This is a genomic window from Pandoraea nosoerga (assembly GCF_902459585.1).
Lineage (GTDB): Bacteria > Pseudomonadota > Gammaproteobacteria > Burkholderiales > Burkholderiaceae > Pandoraea > Pandoraea nosoerga.
In genome coordinates, this window is record NZ_CABPSC010000010.1 from 197258 (window position 1) to 213331 (window position 16074).

Genomic DNA, 16074 nt, shown 5'->3' on the forward strand with positions numbered 1-16074 from the left:
CCGGTGTGATATCGGCTATATCGGCTATGTCGGTGCCATATGGGTGTTCGGCGGCCGCCCGCGCTGCGCGGCGCCGTGCCGCCCGTGCGCGTGCTCGCCTCAGGCCCTGAAGCGTTGCGTGAACCGGACGAACTCGTCGAGCTTCGCGCGCGCGGCGCCGCTTGCGATGGACTCGCGCGCCATCTTGATACCGTCGCCGATCGAGGCCGCGCGGTTCGCGGCGTACAGCGCCGTTCCCGCGTTGAGCGCGACGATCTCGCGCGCGGTGCCCGGCGTGTCGTCGAGCGCTTCGATGAGCATCGTCTTCGATTCATCGGCGCTGCCCACCTTCAGACTGCGATTGCTCACCATCTGCAACCCGAAGTCTTCCGGGTGGATCTCGTACTCGGTGACCTTGCCGTCCTTTAGTTCGCCGACCAGGGTGGAGGCGCCCAGCGACACTTCGTCCATGCCGTCCTTGCCGTACACCACGAGCACGTGCTCGGCGCCCAGGCGCTGCATCACGCGCACCTGGATACCGACCAGATCGGGGTGGAACACGCCCATCAGCTGGTTTGGCGCGCCGGCCGGATTCGTGAGCGGGCCCAGAATGTTGAAGATCGTGCGCACGCCCATTTCCTTGCGGATGGCCGCCACGTTCTTCATGGCCGGGTGATGGTTAGGCGCGAACATGAAGCCGATGCCGACCTCGCGAAGGCACTCGGACACCTGTCCGGGCGAGAGCATGATGTTCACGCCGAGCGCTTCGAGCACGTCGGCGCTGCCCGACTTCGAGCTCACGCCGCGGTTGCCGTGCTTGGCGACCTTCGCGCCCGCGCCCGCGGCCACGAACATCGACGCCGTGGAGATGTTGAACGTATGCGAGACGTCGCCGCCCGTGCCGACGATGTCGACGAAGTGCTCGTCGGCCGGTGCATCGACGTGATTGGCGAACTCGCGCATCACCTGCGCGGCCGCGGCGATCTCGCCGATGGTCTCTTTCTTCACGCGCAGGCCGGTGATGATGGCCGCCGACATGACCGGCGAAATCTCGCCCTTCATGATGAGACGCATCAGGTGCAGCATCTCGTCGTGGAAGATCTCGCGGTGTTCGATGGTGCGCTGCAGGGCTTCTTGTGCGGTAATCATGGAATGCGGTTCTCCTCTGTCCCGGGGGCGTGGCCCGGAGTGGCGGGCGTGGGTTCAGGCAGCGCGTGCGGCGCGCGGCGCGGCTTGCAGGAAATTGCGCAGCACGGCGTGACCATGCTCCGACAGGATCGACTCGGGGTGAAATTGCACGCCTTCGACGTCGAGGGTCTTGTGGCGCACGCCCATGATCTCGCCGTCGTCGGTCCACGCGGTGATCTCGAGGCAGTCGGGCAGCGTGTCGCGCGCGATGGCAAGCGAGTGGTAGCGGGTGACGGTAAAACGCTTGGGCAGATGGGCGAACACGCCTTGCTGCGTGGTCTCGATCTCGCTCACCTTGCCGTGCATGATCTGCTGCGCGCGCACCACCTTGGCGCCGAACGCTTCGCCAATGGCCTGATGACCGAGACAGACGCCGAGAATCGGGATCTCGCCGGAAAAGCGCTTGAGGACGTCGAGCGTGATGCCCGCGTTGGCCGGGCAGCTCGGGCCGGGCGAGAGGCAGATGCGCTCGGGACAGAGCTCGGCGATCGCGTCGAGCGTGATCTCGTCGTTGCGAAAGACGCGCACGTCTTCGCCCAACTCACCGAAGTACTGGACGATGTTGTAGGTAAACGAGTCGTAGTTGTCGATCATCAGCAGCATGATGGTCCCTGTTCGTCTGGTGACAAAGGATTGTCGAACGCGTGAGATTTGCGAATTCCCCCTGAGCATGCCCCCACATTGAGTCGCGTGTCCGCGGGGGGAGGGCGCTATGGGGATGAGATGGACGTGGCGGGTTACCGCCACCAGCGCAGGGCAGCGGTCAGGGGCGACCAGAGGAGGGAGGAAGACAGGTACGACTTCATGGTGGCGTCGATTGTAGCAGCAAGCATGGGGTGCCGTGGGCGGGGTGTCGTAAAAAGCGGTCGATCGAGGCGTTTCAGGCGTGGTCTCGGCGTTTTGTGCAAGAATTTGCGTGCGGCGGCCATGGTCGTTCGATGATTCTGCGATGGCCGCCCTCTCGCCAGTGTGCTCAATACTCGGCGTCGAGACCGTCCTGCACCTGCTCGGCCGCACGCAGCACGGCGCGCGCCTTGTTCTCCGTTTCCTGCCATTCCGATTCGGGCACCGAGTCGGCCACGATGCCGGCCGCGGCCTGCACGTACAGGTTGCCGTCCTTGATCACGCCGGTGCGGATCGCGATGGCCACGTCCATTTCCCCGCCGAACGAGAGATAACCGACCGCGCCACCATACAGGCCGCGCTTGACGGGCTCGAGCTCGTCGATCAGTTCCATCGCCCGCACTTTCGGCGCGCCGGTGAGCGTGCCGGCCGGGAACGTCGCGCGCAGCACGTCGATGTTCGACAGGCCGGGTTGCAGGCGACCTTCCACCGAACTGACGATGTGCTGCACGTGCGAGTACTTCTCGATGACCATCTTGTCGGTCACTTCGACGGTGCCCGTCTGCGCGATGCGGCCCACGTCGTTGCGCGCCAGATCGATGAGCATGACGTGCTCCGCGATTTCCTTCGGGTCGCCGAGCAGTTCGGTGGCGAGTTCGGCGTCGCGCTCGGGCGTGGCGCCGCGAGGACGCGTGCCGGCCAGCGGGCGGATCGTCACGATTTCGTGCTCGCCGTCCGGCGTCTGGCGGCGCTCCTGGCGCACGAGGATCTCGGGCGAAGCGCCCACGACCTGGAAGTCGCCGAAGTTGTAAAAATACATGTACGGCGACGGGTTGAGCGAGCGCAGCGCGCGATAGAGCGAGAGCGGGGCGTCGCGGTAGGGCTTGATGAGCCGCTGACCGACCTGCACCTGCATGAGCTCGCCGGCGGCAATGGCTTCCTTCGCCTTGGCGACGGCCGCCAGATAGTCGGGCTTGGCGAACTCGCGGAAAGTGTCGGTGCGCACGCTGCCCGACGTTACCGGCGCGTCGACCGGCGCCTTCAGGCGCGCGCGCAGCTCGCGCAGACGCAAACGGGCCTTCGAATAGGCTTCGGGCTGCGTGGGGTCGGCGTAGACGATGAGGTAGAGCTTGCCCGTCAGGTTGTCGATCACGGCCAGCTCCTCGGTGAGCAGCAACTGGATGTCGGGCAGATGCAGATCGTCGCGCGGCGTGCTGTGCGCGAGCTTCTTCTCGATGTAGCGCACGGCGTCGTAGCCGAAGTAGCCGGCCAGGCCGCCGCAGAAGCGCGGCATGCCGGGGCGCAGCGCCACCTTGAAGCGCGCCTGGAACCGGGTGATGAACTCGAGCGGGTCGCCTTCGTGCGTCTCGACGACCGTGCCGTCGCGCACCACTTCGGTCTTCGGGCCGAAGCTGCGCAGCAGCGTATGCGCGGACAGGCCGATGAACGAGTAACGCCCGAAACGCTCGCCGCCCACCACCGATTCGAGCAGGAACGTGTTGGCGCCGCGCCGGTCGCCCAGCGCGAGCTTCAGGTAGAGCGAGAGCGGCGTGTCGAGGTCGGCGAATGCCTCGGCGATCAGCGGGATACGGTTGTAGCCCTGGTTGGCCAGCGATTTGAATTCGAGTTCGGTCATGTTGCACTCTGCCTGAAGGTTTGCCGGCGGGCGGTCCCGCGGAATCGGCGTGGTTGGCGTTGAGAATACCTGAGTCGCTTGCGGGGTGGCCTGACCGGGAGATCGATGCGCGCCGCCGGGCCGGATGATGGCTTGCGTCGTCACCCGTACCGGCGGCGCTTGCGCGGCGACAGGCCGGGCAAGGACGTGGGTCGAGGCCCGTGGGCCGCAGGCGCGCGACGTCAGGCGCTTGGGCGGACGCGGCGCTGCCTTGCGGCAAGCGTCGGCCGACCTCGACGAACACGCACGCCGTGAACGCGGCGCGCCGATGCATTGACTCTTGGGAACGACAACGATGCAAGAAACGGGTTGCTGAAGACGAGCTCCAGCGGTCCCGGCCACCCCTTGGAAGGGTTTAGCAGGACCAGCGTCGCCAGGGCCAGGCCCCCCGGTCGATCACGCTCAGACTCCGTTTCTTGTTCAGGAACATGCGTTTGAATGCACGGTGGAAGATGACGAATTCAGCTCGCCAGTGTGGGCGTTGCATCGGGCAGGATCACCCTGGCCGCGCCCAGAATTGAGGCGACTATACCATCCGTGTCGATCGTTTGTATAGATTCGCCGTGGTTGTAGCCGTATGGCACCGTGAGCGAGCGGCAGCCCGCCGCCCGGGCGGCCTGCGCGTCGTTGCCCGAGTCGCCCACGAGCACCGCCTGCGACGGCGGCACACCGAACGCCTCGCATGCCTTGACGAGCGGCATCGGGTCCGGCTTGCGCCTGGGCCACGAGTCGCCGCCGTACACCAGGTCGAACTGATCCGACAGGCCGTAGTGCGCGAGCAGATCGACCGCAAAGCGATGCTGCTTGTTGGTGATGCACGCCACCGGCAGGCCGGCGGCGCGCAGGGCCGCGAGACCTTCTCGCACTTCCGGATAAAGCGCCGTGTGCTGGCCGTTGATCGACGTGTAGACGGCTTCGTACTTGTCCTGAGCGCGCTCGAACAGGGCGTCGATCTCGTCCGCGGGAAAGCGCTCGGCCAGCGTTTTGCGCACGAGGTTCGCGGTGCCCTTGCCCACAAACGTCATCAGACGCTCGGTCGGCACAGGTTCGGCGCCCAGATCGGCCAGCATGGCGTTGAGTGCCACGCCGAAGTCGCCGGCCGTGTCGACGAGCGTGCCGTCGAGGTCGATCAGGACTGCGCGAATGCCGTCCAGGCGCGGTGGGGTTTGCGACTGTGTCATGCCACGCTCGCGAGTCGGGCGCGCATCTGGTCGATCACCGCCTTGTAGTCGGGCTTGCCGAAGATGGCCGAGCCGGCGACGAAGGTGTCGGCGCCCGCCGCCGCGATCTCGGCGATGTTCTCGACCTTTACGCCGCCGTCGATCTCGAGACGGATTTCGCGGCCCGTGTCGGCGGTGTAGGCGTCGATGCGCGCGCGCACGGCGCGCAGCTTGTTGAGCGCTTCGGGAATGAACGACTGGCCGCCGAAGCCCGGGTTCACGGACATGATCAGGACCATGTCGAGGCGATCCATCACGTGATCGAGGTAATGCAGCGGCGTGCCCGGGTTGAACACCAGGCCGGCCTTGCAGCCGTTATCGCGGATCAGGCCGAGCGTCCGGTCGATGTGCTCGGAGGCTTCCGGGTGGAACGTGATGAGGTTCGCGCCCGCCTTGGCGAAGTCGGGCACGATGCGATCGACCGGGCGCACCATCAGGTGCACGTCGATGGGCACGTCCACGTGCGGACGGATCGCCTCGCAAACCATCGGGCCGATCGTCAGGTTGGGAACGTAATGGTTGTCCATGACGTCGAAATGGATCCAGTCGGCGCCCGCCGCCACGACGTTACGGACTTCTTCGCCCAACCGGGCAAAGTCGGCGGACAGGATACTGGGGGCGATACAGAATTGCGTCATGGCGGGCGGGGGAGTAGCGTCAAAACCGGTATTTTAAAGCTTTCGCATGGCGCCTGTCCGCCGCCGGCCGACCGGGCGCCGCGCCGGCGCCGATTGCCGGGGCCCGCCCGAGGCCGGCGGCGGCCCGCTGCGACCGATTGCGACCCATTGCGACCCGTCGCGACTTGCCGCAGAATGCCTTGCAAAACGAGACGGCCCGTGTGCCTCGCACACCCGGCAGGCCGTCATCGAACGAGCGGCGCGAGCCGCCAGACCAGAACGCCAACACAGAGCACGCATGCGCAACAGGAACACGCGATGAGCCAGTACGAATTTACCGTCACGGTGCGCCCGCAATACCTCCCGGAGCAATCGGAACCGGACCGTCGGCAGTTCGCCTTCGCCTACACGATCACGATTCGCAACAGCGGAGAAGTGCCGGCCCAGCTGATCTCGCGCCATTGGGTCATCACCGACGGCGACAACCACGTGCAGGAGGTCAACGGCCTGGGCGTGGTCGGTCATCAGCCGTTCCTGCAACCGGGCGAACAGTTCGAATACACGAGCTGGGCCATGGTCGCCACACCCGTGGGCACCATGCGAGGCGAGTACTTCTGCGTGGCGGAAGACGGCACGCGCTTCGAAGCGCCGATTGCCGAATTCGCGCTCACCATGCCGCGCACCCTGCACTGAGCCGCGGCATGCGCGCAGCGCTCACCGAACGTCAGCGACGGTCGTCGGACCAGTCTTCCCGTTTGAGCGGATCGCCGGAGGTCGCGCGCGCGGCGGGATCGGGCTCGAGCGGGTCGATGCCCTCGACGGTGTCGCTCGGCATCGGTTGCACCACGCGTGTGTGGCGCCTGCGGCGCGTGGGCGACGGCTTGCGACGCAGGATCACGATCGCGGCGACGATCACGATCGCCAGCAACACCTCCGGCAGGACCAGCAAGGCCGGATATTCATCGAACAGATTACCCATGACGCTTTTCCTGAATGTGTTCGGGCGGTGGCGCGCCGGCCGGGGCCTGGCGCTCGCCGCGTTTGCCGCATTGCTCTATGGTTGTTCCAGTGTGCCTCCGTCGGGCACCTATCGTCCAGGCGCGCCGCCCTCGAACGTGGCGACGCCGCCTGCCGGCGCCGGCCGCATGCAGCCCGTGTCGTGGTCTCAGGTCGAGGGCTGGCAGGACGATTCGCTCATCGGCGCGCGTCTGGCGCTCGCGCAGAGCTGCGTCAAACTGAGCCGCCAGCCGTCCTGGCAGCCGGCGTGCCGCGCCTCCGAGCGCCTCGACGATCTCGATCCGGCGGCCGTCCGGCAGTTCTTCGAACAATACTTTACGCCGTTCCGCATTGCGAACTCCGACGGCACGCAGACCGGCCTGATCACCGGCTACTACGAGCCGCTGCTGCACGGCTCGCGCGTGCGCGGCGGCGTGTACCAGACGCCGCTCTACAAATGGCCCTCCGGTCGCAAGCCCGGCACGCTGCCCGCCCGGGCGGAGCTCAACCGCAGCGGCATGCTGCGCGGCAACGAACTGGTCTACGTGGACGATCCCATCGAAGCGTTCTTCCTGCAGGTGCAAGGCTCGGGACAGATTCTGCTCGACGACGGCAGCGTCATGCGCGTGGGCTACGCGGGCAGCAACGATCAGCCGTACAAGTCGATCGGCCGCTGGCTGATCGATCGCGGCGAGATCACGGCCGCGCAGGCGACCATGCAGGGCATCCGCGCCTGGGCGCGCGCCAATCCCTCGCGCGTCGATGCGCTGCTCGACGTGAACCCGCGCTTCGTCTTCTTTCGCGAGATGCCCAATCACGGCGTGGGCGGCATCGAAGGCCCGATCGGCGCGCTGGGCGTGCCGCTCACGGCCGAGCGCTCCATCGCGGTGGATCCGGCGTCGATTCCGCTGGGCAGCCCGGTGTTTCTCTCGACGACGCGTCCGCCCTTTGGTCCGCAGGCGAACGCCCCGATCAACCGGCTCATGTTCGCGCAGGACACCGGCAGCGCCATCAAGGGCGGCGTGCGCGCCGACTTCTTCTGGGGGCTCGGCGACGACGCGGGCGACCTGGCCGGACGCATGCGGCAAAGCGGCCGCATGTGGGTGTTCCTGCCGAATCAGTAAGCCGCGGCGGCACGGCCGCCAGGACGCAAAAAAAGCCCGCGAATTCGCGGGCTTTTTCATGGCGACGTGCGCGCTCGTGGCGTTAGCGCGTGCGCTTGTCGATCACGCGGCGCGCCTTGCCGACCGAGCGTTCGATGCCGCCCACGGGCTTCACGCGCACGGCGCACGACACGCCGATCAGCGTCTTGATGTCGCGCTTGAGCTCGTTGCCCGCCGTCTGCAGCGCTGCGGCGTCGTCGCAGCCCACGGCGGCTTCGACTTCCACGGCCATCGTGTCCATCGGGCCCTCCTTGTCCAGAATGATCTGGTAGTGCGGCGAGAGCACCGGCTGGCGCAGCAGCAGCTCCTCGACCTGCGACGGGAAGACGTTCACGCCACGGATGATCATCATGTCGTCCGAGCGGCCGGTGATCTTCTCCATGCGGCGCATCGTGCGCGCCGTGCCCGGCAGCAAACGCGTGAGATCGCGCGTGCGATAGCGAATGATCGGCAGCGCTTCCTTGGTGAGCGAAGTGAACACCAGTTCGCCGAACTCGCCGTCGGGCAGCACTTCGCCGGTTTCCGGATCGATGATCTCGGGGTAGAAGTGGTCTTCCCAGATGGTCGGACCGTCCTTGGTCTCGGCGCACTCGCACGCCACACCCGGACCCATCACCTCGGACAGGCCGTAGATGTCGACGGCGTCGATGCCCATGCGCTTTTCGATGGCCGAGCGCATGTCGTTGGTCCACGGCTCCGCGCCGAAGATGCCGATGCGCAGCGACGACTCGGCGGCCACGATGCCCTGGCGCTCGAGCTCGTCGGCGATCGCGAGCATGTAGCTCGGCGTGACCATGATGATGTCCGGCTTGAAGTCCTGAATGAGCTGCACCTGCTTCTCGGTCTGGCCGCCGCCGAACGGAATCACGGTGAGGCCCGCGCGCTCGGCGCCATAGTGCGCGCCCAGGCCGCCCGTAAAGAGCCCGTAGCCGTAGCTGATATGCACCTTGTCGCCGCGTCGCGCGCCGGATGCGCGGATCGAGCGCGCCACCAGGTCGGCCCACGTGCTGATGTCGTTGGCGGTATAGCCCACGACCGTCGGCTTGCCGGTGGTGCCCGAGGACGCATGCACGCGCGAGACCTGCTCCATCGGCACGGCGAACATGCCGAACGGGTAGCTGTCGCGCAGATCCTGCTTCGTGGTGAACGGGAATCTGGCCAGATCGGCCAGCGAGTTCACGTCGTCGGGATGGACGCCGGCTTCGTCGAACTTGCGGCGGTAGACCGGCGAATTGTCGTAGGCATGCCGCAACGTCTTCTTCAGACGTTCGAGCTGAAGGGCGCGCAGTTCGTCGAGGCTCGCTTTCTCGATCGGCTCGAGCGGCAAGGCGGTGGTCATGACTGTCTCCTTGGGGACTTGCAACTTACTAGTGCTCAAACGTGTGTCTCGCGCTCTCATGGCCCTGGTCGTGTGTCCCGGGACCGAAGCGAAAGCGCGTACTGCCGGGCCGCCAGCTCAGATGACGCTGCCCTTGATCTGTGCGGACTTGCCGCGGAACATGGCGACCACATCGCCGGCCGAGTTCGTCACGCGAATGTCGTAGATGCCATGGCGGCCCGAGAGCACCTGCTCCTGTGCCTCGGCCGTGAGCGTATCGCCACCGGCGACCGGCTTCAGGAATTCGATGCTGCAACCGGCTGCGACGGCATTGACGTTGTAGCTGTTGCACGCGAAAGCGAACGTCGAGTCCGCCAGCGTGAACATGAGGCCGCCGTGACAGATGGCGTGACCGTTGAGGAACTCGTCGCGCACGCGCATCGTCATGCGGGCGTAGCCCGGGCGCACTTCCTGCAGTTCCATGCCGAGCCATTGGCTCGCGCGGTCGCTGCGGTACATGGCCTCGCCCGTGGCGCGGGCCAGTGCTTCCGGGGTCATCTCGGCGGTCGCCATGGTGGCGGGGGTGCTCGGGCTCATCGTGTCTGTCTCGTCTCGTTGTGCTGCGCTTGTTATGGTCTGCCGCGCGGTGCGTGCGGTCCTGGCGTTCGGTGCGTCGCTGGTGTTGTCTGTGGGGCCGTTCGTGATGGCGATCCGGTTGGCTTGCCCTGAGGGGGCGGGGCTCAGCGGCCCTCGAACTTCGGGGCGCGCTTCTCGAGGAACGCATTCACCCCTTCGGCGTAATCATACGAGGCGCCCAGCGCGCGCTGGCCGTCCCGCTCGAGATCGAGTTGCTGGTCGAGCGTGTTGGTCGCCGACGCGTACAGCGCCTGCTTGATGGTCGCCAGCGCAAGCGTGGGCTGCGTGGCGAGGTGCGCGGCGAGCTTCTGGGCTTCGGGCATCAGGGCGTCGTCGTCCACGCAGCGCCAGATCAGGCCCCACTGTTGCGCCTGCTCGGCCGAGAGCTTGTCGCCGAGCATGGCGAGGCCCATGGCGCGCGCCATGCCGACGCGCTGCGGCAGGAACCACGTGCCGCCCGTATCGGGCAGCAGGCCGATCTTCACGAATGCCTGCAGGAAATTCACGGAAGCGCCTGCCAGCACGATGTCGCAGGCGAGCGCCAGGTTCGCCCCCGCGCCGGCGGCGATACCGTTTACCGCCGCCACGATCGGCAGCGGCATCGCGCGCAGCTTGCGCACGAGCGGGTTGAAGTTCTCGTCGATCAGCGCGCCGAGGTCGGTCGAGGCGCCCGGCGTGAAGTCGAGATCCGCCAGATCCTGGCCGGCGCAGAAGCCGCGGCCGGCTCCGGTGAGCACGATCGCACGCGCGCCTTGCGCCTGGGCGGCGTCGAGTGCGTCGCGCAGCTCGGCGTGCATCTGCCGTGTGAAGCTGTTGAGCTTCTCGGGGCGGTTGAGCGTGATCGTCGCGACGTTGGCTTGCAGCGTCAGTTGAACCGTGGCGGTCATCGGTGTCTTCCTCCGGATGTCTTGTAGTGACGAACGGCGCGCGAAATCAGACGCGCTCGATCGCGATGGCGATGCCCTGGCCCACGCCGATGCACATCGTGCACAGCGCGTAGCGGCCGCCCGTGCGGTGCAACTGGTACATGGCCGTCGTCACCAGACGCGCGCCCGAGGCGCCCAGCGGGTGACCCAGCGCGATCGCACCGCCGTTCGGGTTCACGCGGGCGTCGTCATCGGCCACGCCGAGCTGACGCAGCACGGCCAGACCCTGACTCGCAAACGCTTCGTTGAGCTCGATCACGTCGAACTGGTCGAGCGTCATGTTCAACTGCTTGAGCAGCTTGACGGTCGCCGGCGCCGGGCCGATGCCCATGATGCGCGGCGCCACGCCGGCCGTCGCCATGCCGAGCACGCGGGCTCGAGGCGTAAGGCCATGCAGCCTGGCGGCGCTCTCGCTCGCGAGCAGCAGGGCGCAGGCGCCGTCGTTCACGCCCGAGGCGTTGCCGGCCGTCACGGTGCCGTCCGGGCGCACCACGCCCTTGAGCCTGGCCAGCGCTTCGAGGCTCGTGCCACGCGGGTGTTCGTCGCGCTCGACGACGATGGCGTCGCCCTTCTTCTGCGGGATCGAGACCGGCGTGATTTCCTGCGCGAGCGTGCCGTCGGCCTGCGCACGCGCCGCCTTTTCCTGGCTGCGCAGCGCGAACCGGTCCTGGTCTTCGCGGTTGATCTTGAAGTCGTCGGCCACGTTCTCGGCCGTCTCCGGCATCGAGTCCACACCGTACTGCGCCTTCATGAGCGGATTGATGAAACGCCAGCCGATGGTCGTGTCGAAAATCGCCGCCTGGCGGGAGAAGGCGCTGTCCGCCTTGCCCATCACGAACGGCGCGCGCGTCATCGATTCCACACCGCCGGCGATCATCAGGCCGGCTTCACCCGCCTTGATGGCGCGCGCGGCGGTGCCGATGGCGTCCATGCCCGAGCCGCACAGGCGGTTGAGCGTGGCGCCCGGCACGTCGATCGGCAACTCGGCGAGCAGCGCGGCCATGCGGGCCACGTTGCGGTTGTCTTCGCCGGCCTGGTTCGCGCAGCCGTAGATGACGTCGTCGACCTGCGTCCAGTCGACGTTCGGGTTGCGCGCCATGAGCGCCTTGAGCGGGATCGCGCCAAGGTTGTCGGCGCGCACGTCCTTCAGGGCGCCGCCGTATCGGCCGATGGGCGTGCGGATCGCGTCGCAGATGAAGGCTTCGGTCATGATGTCTCGTTCCTGTCTTGTCGTGAGCTATAGAAGAGGGGGCGGCGGCGCGCGTGGTGCGGCCGGCGGCGGTCCGCGCGACGGCGAGTGACTATGGTAATGACTTCCTGTCGCGCGGGCGCGTGTGCGGTGACTTCGCCCGGTGTCCTCTCTCTAATATAGGGGTCGTGTGCCGCTCAGTAGGGCCGCGTGCCGCTCAGGCGCCGCCCGCTTCGGACCGGGCCGCCACATGGTGGCGGCTTTGCACGACGCGGAAACGGTTGGCGACGAAGGCGGCGTCCGCCAGGCTGGCATTCGCGGCCGGGTTGCCGCCCGTGCCATGGTAGTCCGAATAGGCGGCCGACTGGTTGACGAAGACGCCACCGGTGAGATTCAGCGACAGGGCAACGCGGCCTTCGAGGGCGGCGTCGAGCGCCTGGGCCTCGCCCTCGGCGCTCGTCGTGTAGGCCGACAGCGTGAGCGCGCCATGCCGGGCGGCGGTGCGTCCGGCCAGTGCGAAGGCCTGGGCGCTGCTGTCCACGGCGATCACGAAGGTGATCGGGCCGAACCATTCGCGCGTGTAAGTGGCTTCGTCGGCCACGTCGAGCGCCACGATGAGCGGCGTGCGCACGCGGGCGTCGGCAAACGCGGGGTGTTGCAACGGCTGGCTGTCGAGCACCACGCGGCCGAGCTTGCGCGCCTCGTCGATGCGTGCGAGCACGCCCTCGTTCTGGATGGCGCCGAGCAGTTCCACGGCCTTGGCCGGGTCGCTGCAGGTCTTCTGCACGCTCGCGGCAATGGCCGCGACCACTTCGTCGAACGAGACCTTGCCGTCCGGCGTCTGGATGCCGTCGCGCGGGATGTAGATGTTCTGCGGCGCGGTGCACATCTGGCCCGAGTACAGCGCCAGCGAGAAGCCGATGTTGCGTGCCATGCCCTTGAGATCGTCCGTCGAGTCGATCACGATCTGGTTCACGCCGGCCTTCTCGGTGTAGACCTGCGCCTGGCGGGCGTGAGTCTCGAGCCAGTCGCCATTGGCGGTGCTGCCGGTGAAATCGATCACGCGCACTTCGTCGCGCCTGGCGAGTTGCTGGACGAGGGCGCCGTCGTTCGGATTGGTGGCGGCGAGGGTCACGACGTCCGGATCGAAGCCGGCCTCCTCGAGCACTTCACGCGCGACCTTCACGGTGATGGCCAACGGCAGGATGGCGCCCGGATGCGGTTTGACGATCACGGCGTTGCCGGTTGCGAGGCTCGCGAACAGGCCCGGGTAGCCGTTCCATGTCGGGAACGTGCAGCAGCCCAGCACCAGCGCCACGCCGCGCGGCACGACGGTGTAACGCTTTTCCATCGCCAGCGGCGGGTTCTTGCCCTGCGGCTTCTCCCAGTAGGCCGTGTCCGGAATGCGGCGCAGCTCGTCCCAGGCGTAGGCCACGGCTTCGAGGCCGCGGTCCTGGGCATGCGGGCCGCCGGCCTGGAAGGCCATCATGAAAGCCTGGCCCGTGGTGTGCATGACCGCGTTGGCCATCTCGAAACTGCGCTCGTTCAGGCGCTTGAGGATTTCCAGCGACACGCCCACCCAGGTCTGCGGCGGCGCGGCGCGCCAGGTCTTGTGGGCGTCGCTTACGCGGGCGAGCAGGGCGTCGATCTCGAAACCGGGATAAGTCGTACCCAGCGCAAAGCCGAACGGCGAGACTTCCTGGCCGACGCTGCCCGTGCTGCCGCGCTGCGCCAGCGGAAATGCGGCATTCAGATATTGCTTGAAGGAGGCTTCACCATCGGCGGCGGCCGTTTCGCCATAGGCGCGCGGGCTCGGCATTTCGGTGAACGGGCTCCAGTAACCACGCGTGGCGATGGCCTGCAGGGCGCGCTCGAGGGTCTCCTGGTGTTTGGCGAAGAAGGGATGGGTCATGGTCGTGGATCTGTCCGTGTCGGGATGCGGCTGGCGGGTTCGTTGTCTGCCGGCGGGCACGGTCGTGCACGACGCGCGCGGCAAGACGCCGGGACGGCCCCGGCGGTCGTCGTCGATATCGTTTGTCGACATTAATTAACCGACCGGTTGGTTTGTTAATATAGCATCAAATCTTTTCGGCGTGGCATGCGATGACGCCGGGTTTTCCCCGACGCCAGCGGCGCTGCGGCGCCGCGCCGGTGGGCACGGCGCGGGGGGGGGCGATGAGCGGGGCAATGAGGGCGCAATAAGGGGGGGCGTTGTCTGCGTGGCGGAACGAGAGGTGCGTCCCCCGGGGATCGATGGCATCATGCCTAACCACTGCAGTCGACGCCCGGTGAGCCGCTACTGCTGGTTCGTCGCGTGCGCCGCCGCGCTGCCGCCGCGTTGCCGCTGGGTTGCCGCTGCCTCGCGGCCATCAGCCCCTATCACAAGACGAGACTTTGACTGGAGGAAGAAGAGGATGACTTACGAGAACATTCTGGTGGAGACGCGCGGCCGCGTCGGCCTGATCACGCTGAATCGTCCGAAAGCGCTCAACGCGCTCAACGACGCGCTCATGGACGAACTGGGCGCGGCGCTCAGCGCTTTCGACGCCGACGACGCCATCGGCTGCATGGTGATCACCGGCAGCGAGAAGGCGTTCGCCGCGGGCGCCGACATCGGCATGATGTCGAAGTACACCTTCGCCGACGTGTTCAAGGGCGACTACATTACGCGCAACTGGGAAACCGTGCGCCGTATCCGCAAGCCGGTCATCGCGGCCGTGGCGGGTTTCGCGCTGGGCGGCGGCTGCGAACTGGCGATGATGTGCGATTTCATCATCGCGGCGGACAACGCGAAGTTCGGTCAGCCGGAGATCAAGCTCGGCGTGATACCGGGGGCGGGCGGCACGCAGCGTCTCACGCGCGCCGTGTCGAAGGCCAAGGCCATGGACATGTGTCTCACGGCCCGCTTCATGGACGCCACGGAGGCCGAGCGTGCCGGACTGGTGTCGCGCGTGGTGCCGCTCGACAAACTGCTCGATGAGGCCGTGGGCGCGGCCAACACCATCTGTGAATACTCGCTGCCGGTCGTCATGGCCGCCAAGGAGGCCGTCAATCGTGCCTTCGAATCGACGCTCGACGAGGGCGTGCAGTTCGAGCGCCGGCTGTTTCATTCGCTGTTCGCACTGGAAGATCAGAAAGAAGGCATGGCGGCGTTCGTCGAAAAGCGCAAGCCGGTTTTCAAGCATCGCTGACGCGTCGGTGAAAAACCGCGACGGCTTCCTTTTTGGAGGCCGTCCTGTGATAGGCTGCCGGTTTTTTCAGCAAGGGACAAAACGATGTCGATCAACCGACGTGCATTTGCGCTGGCCTTGATGTTGGCCTCGGGGCTGCTGTTGGGCGCCTGCGGAAAGAAGGAGGAATCCGCCGCGGGCCGGTCGGTGGGGCCTGAAGGCTCGCAACCCGTGTACGTCGTGGGCTCGGACGCGGCCTACGCGCCATTCGAGTTCGAGACCGATACCCGCCAGATCGCCGGCTTCGACATCGATGTCATGAAGGCTGTCGCCGACAAGGCGGGCATTTCCGTCCGGTTCATCAATACGCCTTTCGAGGGAATCTTCAACTCGTTGGTACAGGGCGACAGGGATATTCTGATTTCGGCGATCACGATCACGGACGAGCGTCGCAAACAGATGGACTTCTCGACGCCGTACTTCGAGGCGTCGCAGCTCATCGCGGTGCCGGTCAACTCGACCGTTCAGAAATTCGACGACCTGAAATCGTTGAAGGTCGGTGTGCAGACGGCCACGACGGGCGACGAAGTCGTGCAGAAGCTCATGGGCAAGAACAATCCGTCCGTAAAGCGCTTCGAAGGCACGCCGCTTGCGATGAAGGAACTCGAGGCTGGCGGTGTGGACGCGGTGGTCGCCGATAACGGCGTGGTCGTGAATTTCATCTCGAACAATCCGAACGCCAAGCTGCGCACGGTTTCCGATAGCAGTTTCCCGAAGGAGTATTACGGCATTGCCGTGCGCAAGGGAGATGCGGAGCTGCTCGCCAAGATCAACAAGGGTATCGATGCGATCAAGGCCGACGGCACGTACGACGCCATCTACGAGCGCTACTTCGGCAAGAAATGAGAAGTCGCGGCGTAAGCCGCCCGCATGGAAAAAAACCCGTCACGACGGGGTTTTTTCATGGGCATTCAAATTATTTTCACAAAGGCCTTGCACGGCTTCGGGGTTTTCACTAATATCTCGTCTCTCGCAACGACGGCGACGCGGCGCAAGCGGCGAAGCGACGGGGCGGGAGGGGCCGAGAGGCCCCGGTGGTTGGCGGTTTTGAGCGGGCGAGTCGCTACGGCGGCGAGCGGGAGGTGCGAAAAAAC

General features: G+C 66.5%; 15 protein-coding genes. 4 read left to right on the forward strand and 11 right to left on the reverse strand.

What is annotated here, in order from left to right; all coding sequences use genetic code 11:
* Positions 1 to 99: 99 nt before the first annotated feature.
* The 5 genes from trpD to rpe all read right to left on the reverse strand — a co-directional run bounded on the left by trpD (position 100) and on the right by rpe (position 5543).
* Positions 100 to 1128 (reverse strand): anthranilate phosphoribosyltransferase, encoded by a 1029-nt coding sequence (trpD, locus tag PNO31109_RS14465; RefSeq protein WP_150556160.1) that lies wholly within the window; start codon positions 1126 to 1128, stop codon positions 100 to 102.
* Between the two features lie 54 nt (positions 1129 to 1182).
* Positions 1183 to 1770 (reverse strand): anthranilate synthase component II, encoded by a 588-nt coding sequence (locus tag PNO31109_RS14470; RefSeq protein ID WP_150556161.1) that lies wholly within the window; start codon positions 1768 to 1770, stop codon positions 1183 to 1185.
* A 370-nt stretch (positions 1771 to 2140) separates the two neighbouring features.
* Positions 2141 to 3646 carry an anthranilate synthase component I gene (gene trpE, locus PNO31109_RS14475; RefSeq protein ID WP_150556162.1) on the reverse strand — a complete coding sequence of 502 codons (1506 nt, stop codon included), beginning with the start codon at positions 3644 to 3646 and terminating at the stop codon, positions 2141 to 2143.
* 500 nt (positions 3647 to 4146) lie between these two features.
* Positions 4147 to 4866 (reverse strand): phosphoglycolate phosphatase, encoded by a 720-nt coding sequence (locus tag PNO31109_RS14480; RefSeq protein WP_150556163.1) that lies wholly within the window; start codon positions 4864 to 4866, stop codon positions 4147 to 4149.
* Positions 4863 to 5543 (reverse strand): ribulose-phosphate 3-epimerase, encoded by a 681-nt coding sequence (rpe, locus tag PNO31109_RS14485; protein ID WP_150556164.1) that lies wholly within the window; start codon positions 5541 to 5543, stop codon positions 4863 to 4865. The genes PNO31109_RS14480 and rpe overlap by 4 nt, the downstream gene beginning before the upstream one ends.
* Positions 5544 to 5840: 297 nt before the next feature.
* On the opposite strand from rpe, the gene apaG reads away from it, so the two are divergent.
* Complete coding sequence (gene apaG / locus PNO31109_RS14490) at positions 5841 to 6215, forward strand: Co2+/Mg2+ efflux facilitator ApaG/CorD (RefSeq protein ID WP_039375444.1); 375 nt, start codon at positions 5841 to 5843, stop codon at positions 6213 to 6215.
* Positions 6216 to 6246: 31 nt separating this feature from the next.
* Here apaG and PNO31109_RS14495 read toward each other — a convergent pair whose 3' ends face one another.
* Positions 6247 to 6501, reverse strand: coding sequence for a hypothetical protein (locus tag PNO31109_RS14495; RefSeq protein WP_150556165.1), 255 nt, complete (start codon positions 6499 to 6501; stop codon positions 6247 to 6249).
* Between PNO31109_RS14495 and mltA the strand changes: the two genes are divergently transcribed.
* Positions 6500 to 7642: a murein transglycosylase A gene (gene mltA / locus PNO31109_RS14500; protein WP_150556166.1), complete on the forward strand. Its 1143-nt coding sequence runs from the start codon at positions 6500 to 6502 to the stop codon at positions 7640 to 7642. The genes PNO31109_RS14495 and mltA overlap by 2 nt on opposite strands.
* A gap of 82 nt (positions 7643 to 7724) precedes the next feature.
* On the opposite strand, the gene paaK is transcribed toward mltA, so the two are convergent.
* The 5 genes from paaK to paaN form a co-directional block, all read right to left on the reverse strand.
* Positions 7725 to 9020, reverse strand: a complete 1296-nt coding sequence (gene paaK / locus PNO31109_RS14505) for a phenylacetate--CoA ligase PaaK (protein ID WP_150556167.1) — start codon at positions 9018 to 9020, stop codon at positions 7725 to 7727.
* A gap of 117 nt (positions 9021 to 9137) precedes the next feature.
* A complete protein-coding gene (gene paaI, locus PNO31109_RS14510) occupies positions 9138 to 9596 on the reverse strand; it encodes a hydroxyphenylacetyl-CoA thioesterase PaaI (RefSeq protein ID WP_174966395.1) in 459 nt (152 codons plus the stop codon).
* 143 nt (positions 9597 to 9739) lie between these two features.
* Positions 9740 to 10522, reverse strand: coding sequence for a 2-(1,2-epoxy-1,2-dihydrophenyl)acetyl-CoA isomerase PaaG (gene paaG, locus PNO31109_RS14515; protein ID WP_150556168.1), 783 nt, complete (start codon positions 10520 to 10522; stop codon positions 9740 to 9742).
* A gap of 46 nt (positions 10523 to 10568) precedes the next feature.
* Positions 10569 to 11771, reverse strand: coding sequence for a 3-oxoadipyl-CoA thiolase (gene pcaF / locus PNO31109_RS14520; RefSeq protein ID WP_150556169.1), 1203 nt, complete (start codon positions 11769 to 11771; stop codon positions 10569 to 10571).
* A gap of 196 nt (positions 11772 to 11967) precedes the next feature.
* Positions 11968 to 13662 carry a phenylacetic acid degradation protein PaaN gene (paaN, locus tag PNO31109_RS14525; RefSeq protein ID WP_150556170.1) on the reverse strand — a complete coding sequence of 565 codons (1695 nt, stop codon included), beginning with the start codon at positions 13660 to 13662 and terminating at the stop codon, positions 11968 to 11970.
* 502 nt (positions 13663 to 14164) lie between these two features.
* On the opposite strand from paaN, the gene PNO31109_RS14530 reads away from it, so the two are divergent.
* Positions 14165 to 14941: an enoyl-CoA hydratase gene (locus PNO31109_RS14530; RefSeq protein ID WP_150556171.1), complete on the forward strand. Its 777-nt coding sequence runs from the start codon at positions 14165 to 14167 to the stop codon at positions 14939 to 14941.
* A gap of 84 nt (positions 14942 to 15025) precedes the next feature.
* Positions 15026 to 15826, forward strand: coding sequence for a basic amino acid ABC transporter substrate-binding protein (locus PNO31109_RS14535; RefSeq protein ID WP_150556172.1), 801 nt, complete (start codon positions 15026 to 15028; stop codon positions 15824 to 15826).
* The last annotated feature ends 248 nt before the right edge of the window (positions 15827 to 16074 follow it).

Excerpts from the sequence above, each read along its gene's own strand:
- trpD (WP_150556160.1), bottom strand. The coding sequence starts at position 1,128 with ATGATTACCGCACAAGAAGCCCTGCAGCGCACCATCGAACACCGCGAG.
- PNO31109_RS14470 (WP_150556161.1), bottom strand. The coding sequence starts at position 1,770 with ATGCTGCTGATGATCGACAACTACGACTCGTTTACCTACAACATCGTC.
- trpE (WP_150556162.1), bottom strand. The coding sequence starts at position 3,646 with ATGACCGAACTCGAATTCAAATCGCTGGCCAACCAGGGCTACAACCGT.
- PNO31109_RS14480 (WP_150556163.1), bottom strand. The coding sequence starts at position 4,866 with ATGACACAGTCGCAAACCCCACCGCGCCTGGACGGCATTCGCGCAGTC.
- rpe (WP_150556164.1), bottom strand. The coding sequence starts at position 5,543 with ATGACGCAATTCTGTATCGCCCCCAGTATCCTGTCCGCCGACTTTGCC.
- apaG (WP_039375444.1), top strand. The coding sequence starts at position 5,841 with ATGAGCCAGTACGAATTTACCGTCACGGTGCGCCCGCAATACCTCCCG.
- mltA (WP_150556166.1), top strand. The coding sequence starts at position 6,500 with ATGACGCTTTTCCTGAATGTGTTCGGGCGGTGGCGCGCCGGCCGGGGC.
- PNO31109_RS14495 (WP_150556165.1), bottom strand. The coding sequence starts at position 6,501 with ATGGGTAATCTGTTCGATGAATATCCGGCCTTGCTGGTCCTGCCGGAG.
- paaK (WP_150556167.1), bottom strand. The coding sequence starts at position 9,020 with ATGACCACCGCCTTGCCGCTCGAGCCGATCGAGAAAGCGAGCCTCGAC.
- paaI (WP_174966395.1), bottom strand. The coding sequence starts at position 9,596 with ATGAGCCCGAGCACCCCCGCCACCATGGCGACCGCCGAGATGACCCCG.
- paaG (WP_150556168.1), bottom strand. The coding sequence starts at position 10,522 with ATGACCGCCACGGTTCAACTGACGCTGCAAGCCAACGTCGCGACGATC.
- pcaF (WP_150556169.1), bottom strand. The coding sequence starts at position 11,771 with ATGACCGAAGCCTTCATCTGCGACGCGATCCGCACGCCCATCGGCCGA.
- paaN (WP_150556170.1), bottom strand. The coding sequence starts at position 13,662 with ATGACCCATCCCTTCTTCGCCAAACACCAGGAGACCCTCGAGCGCGCC.
- PNO31109_RS14530 (WP_150556171.1), top strand. The coding sequence starts at position 14,165 with ATGACTTACGAGAACATTCTGGTGGAGACGCGCGGCCGCGTCGGCCTG.
- PNO31109_RS14535 (WP_150556172.1), top strand. The coding sequence starts at position 15,026 with ATGTCGATCAACCGACGTGCATTTGCGCTGGCCTTGATGTTGGCCTCG.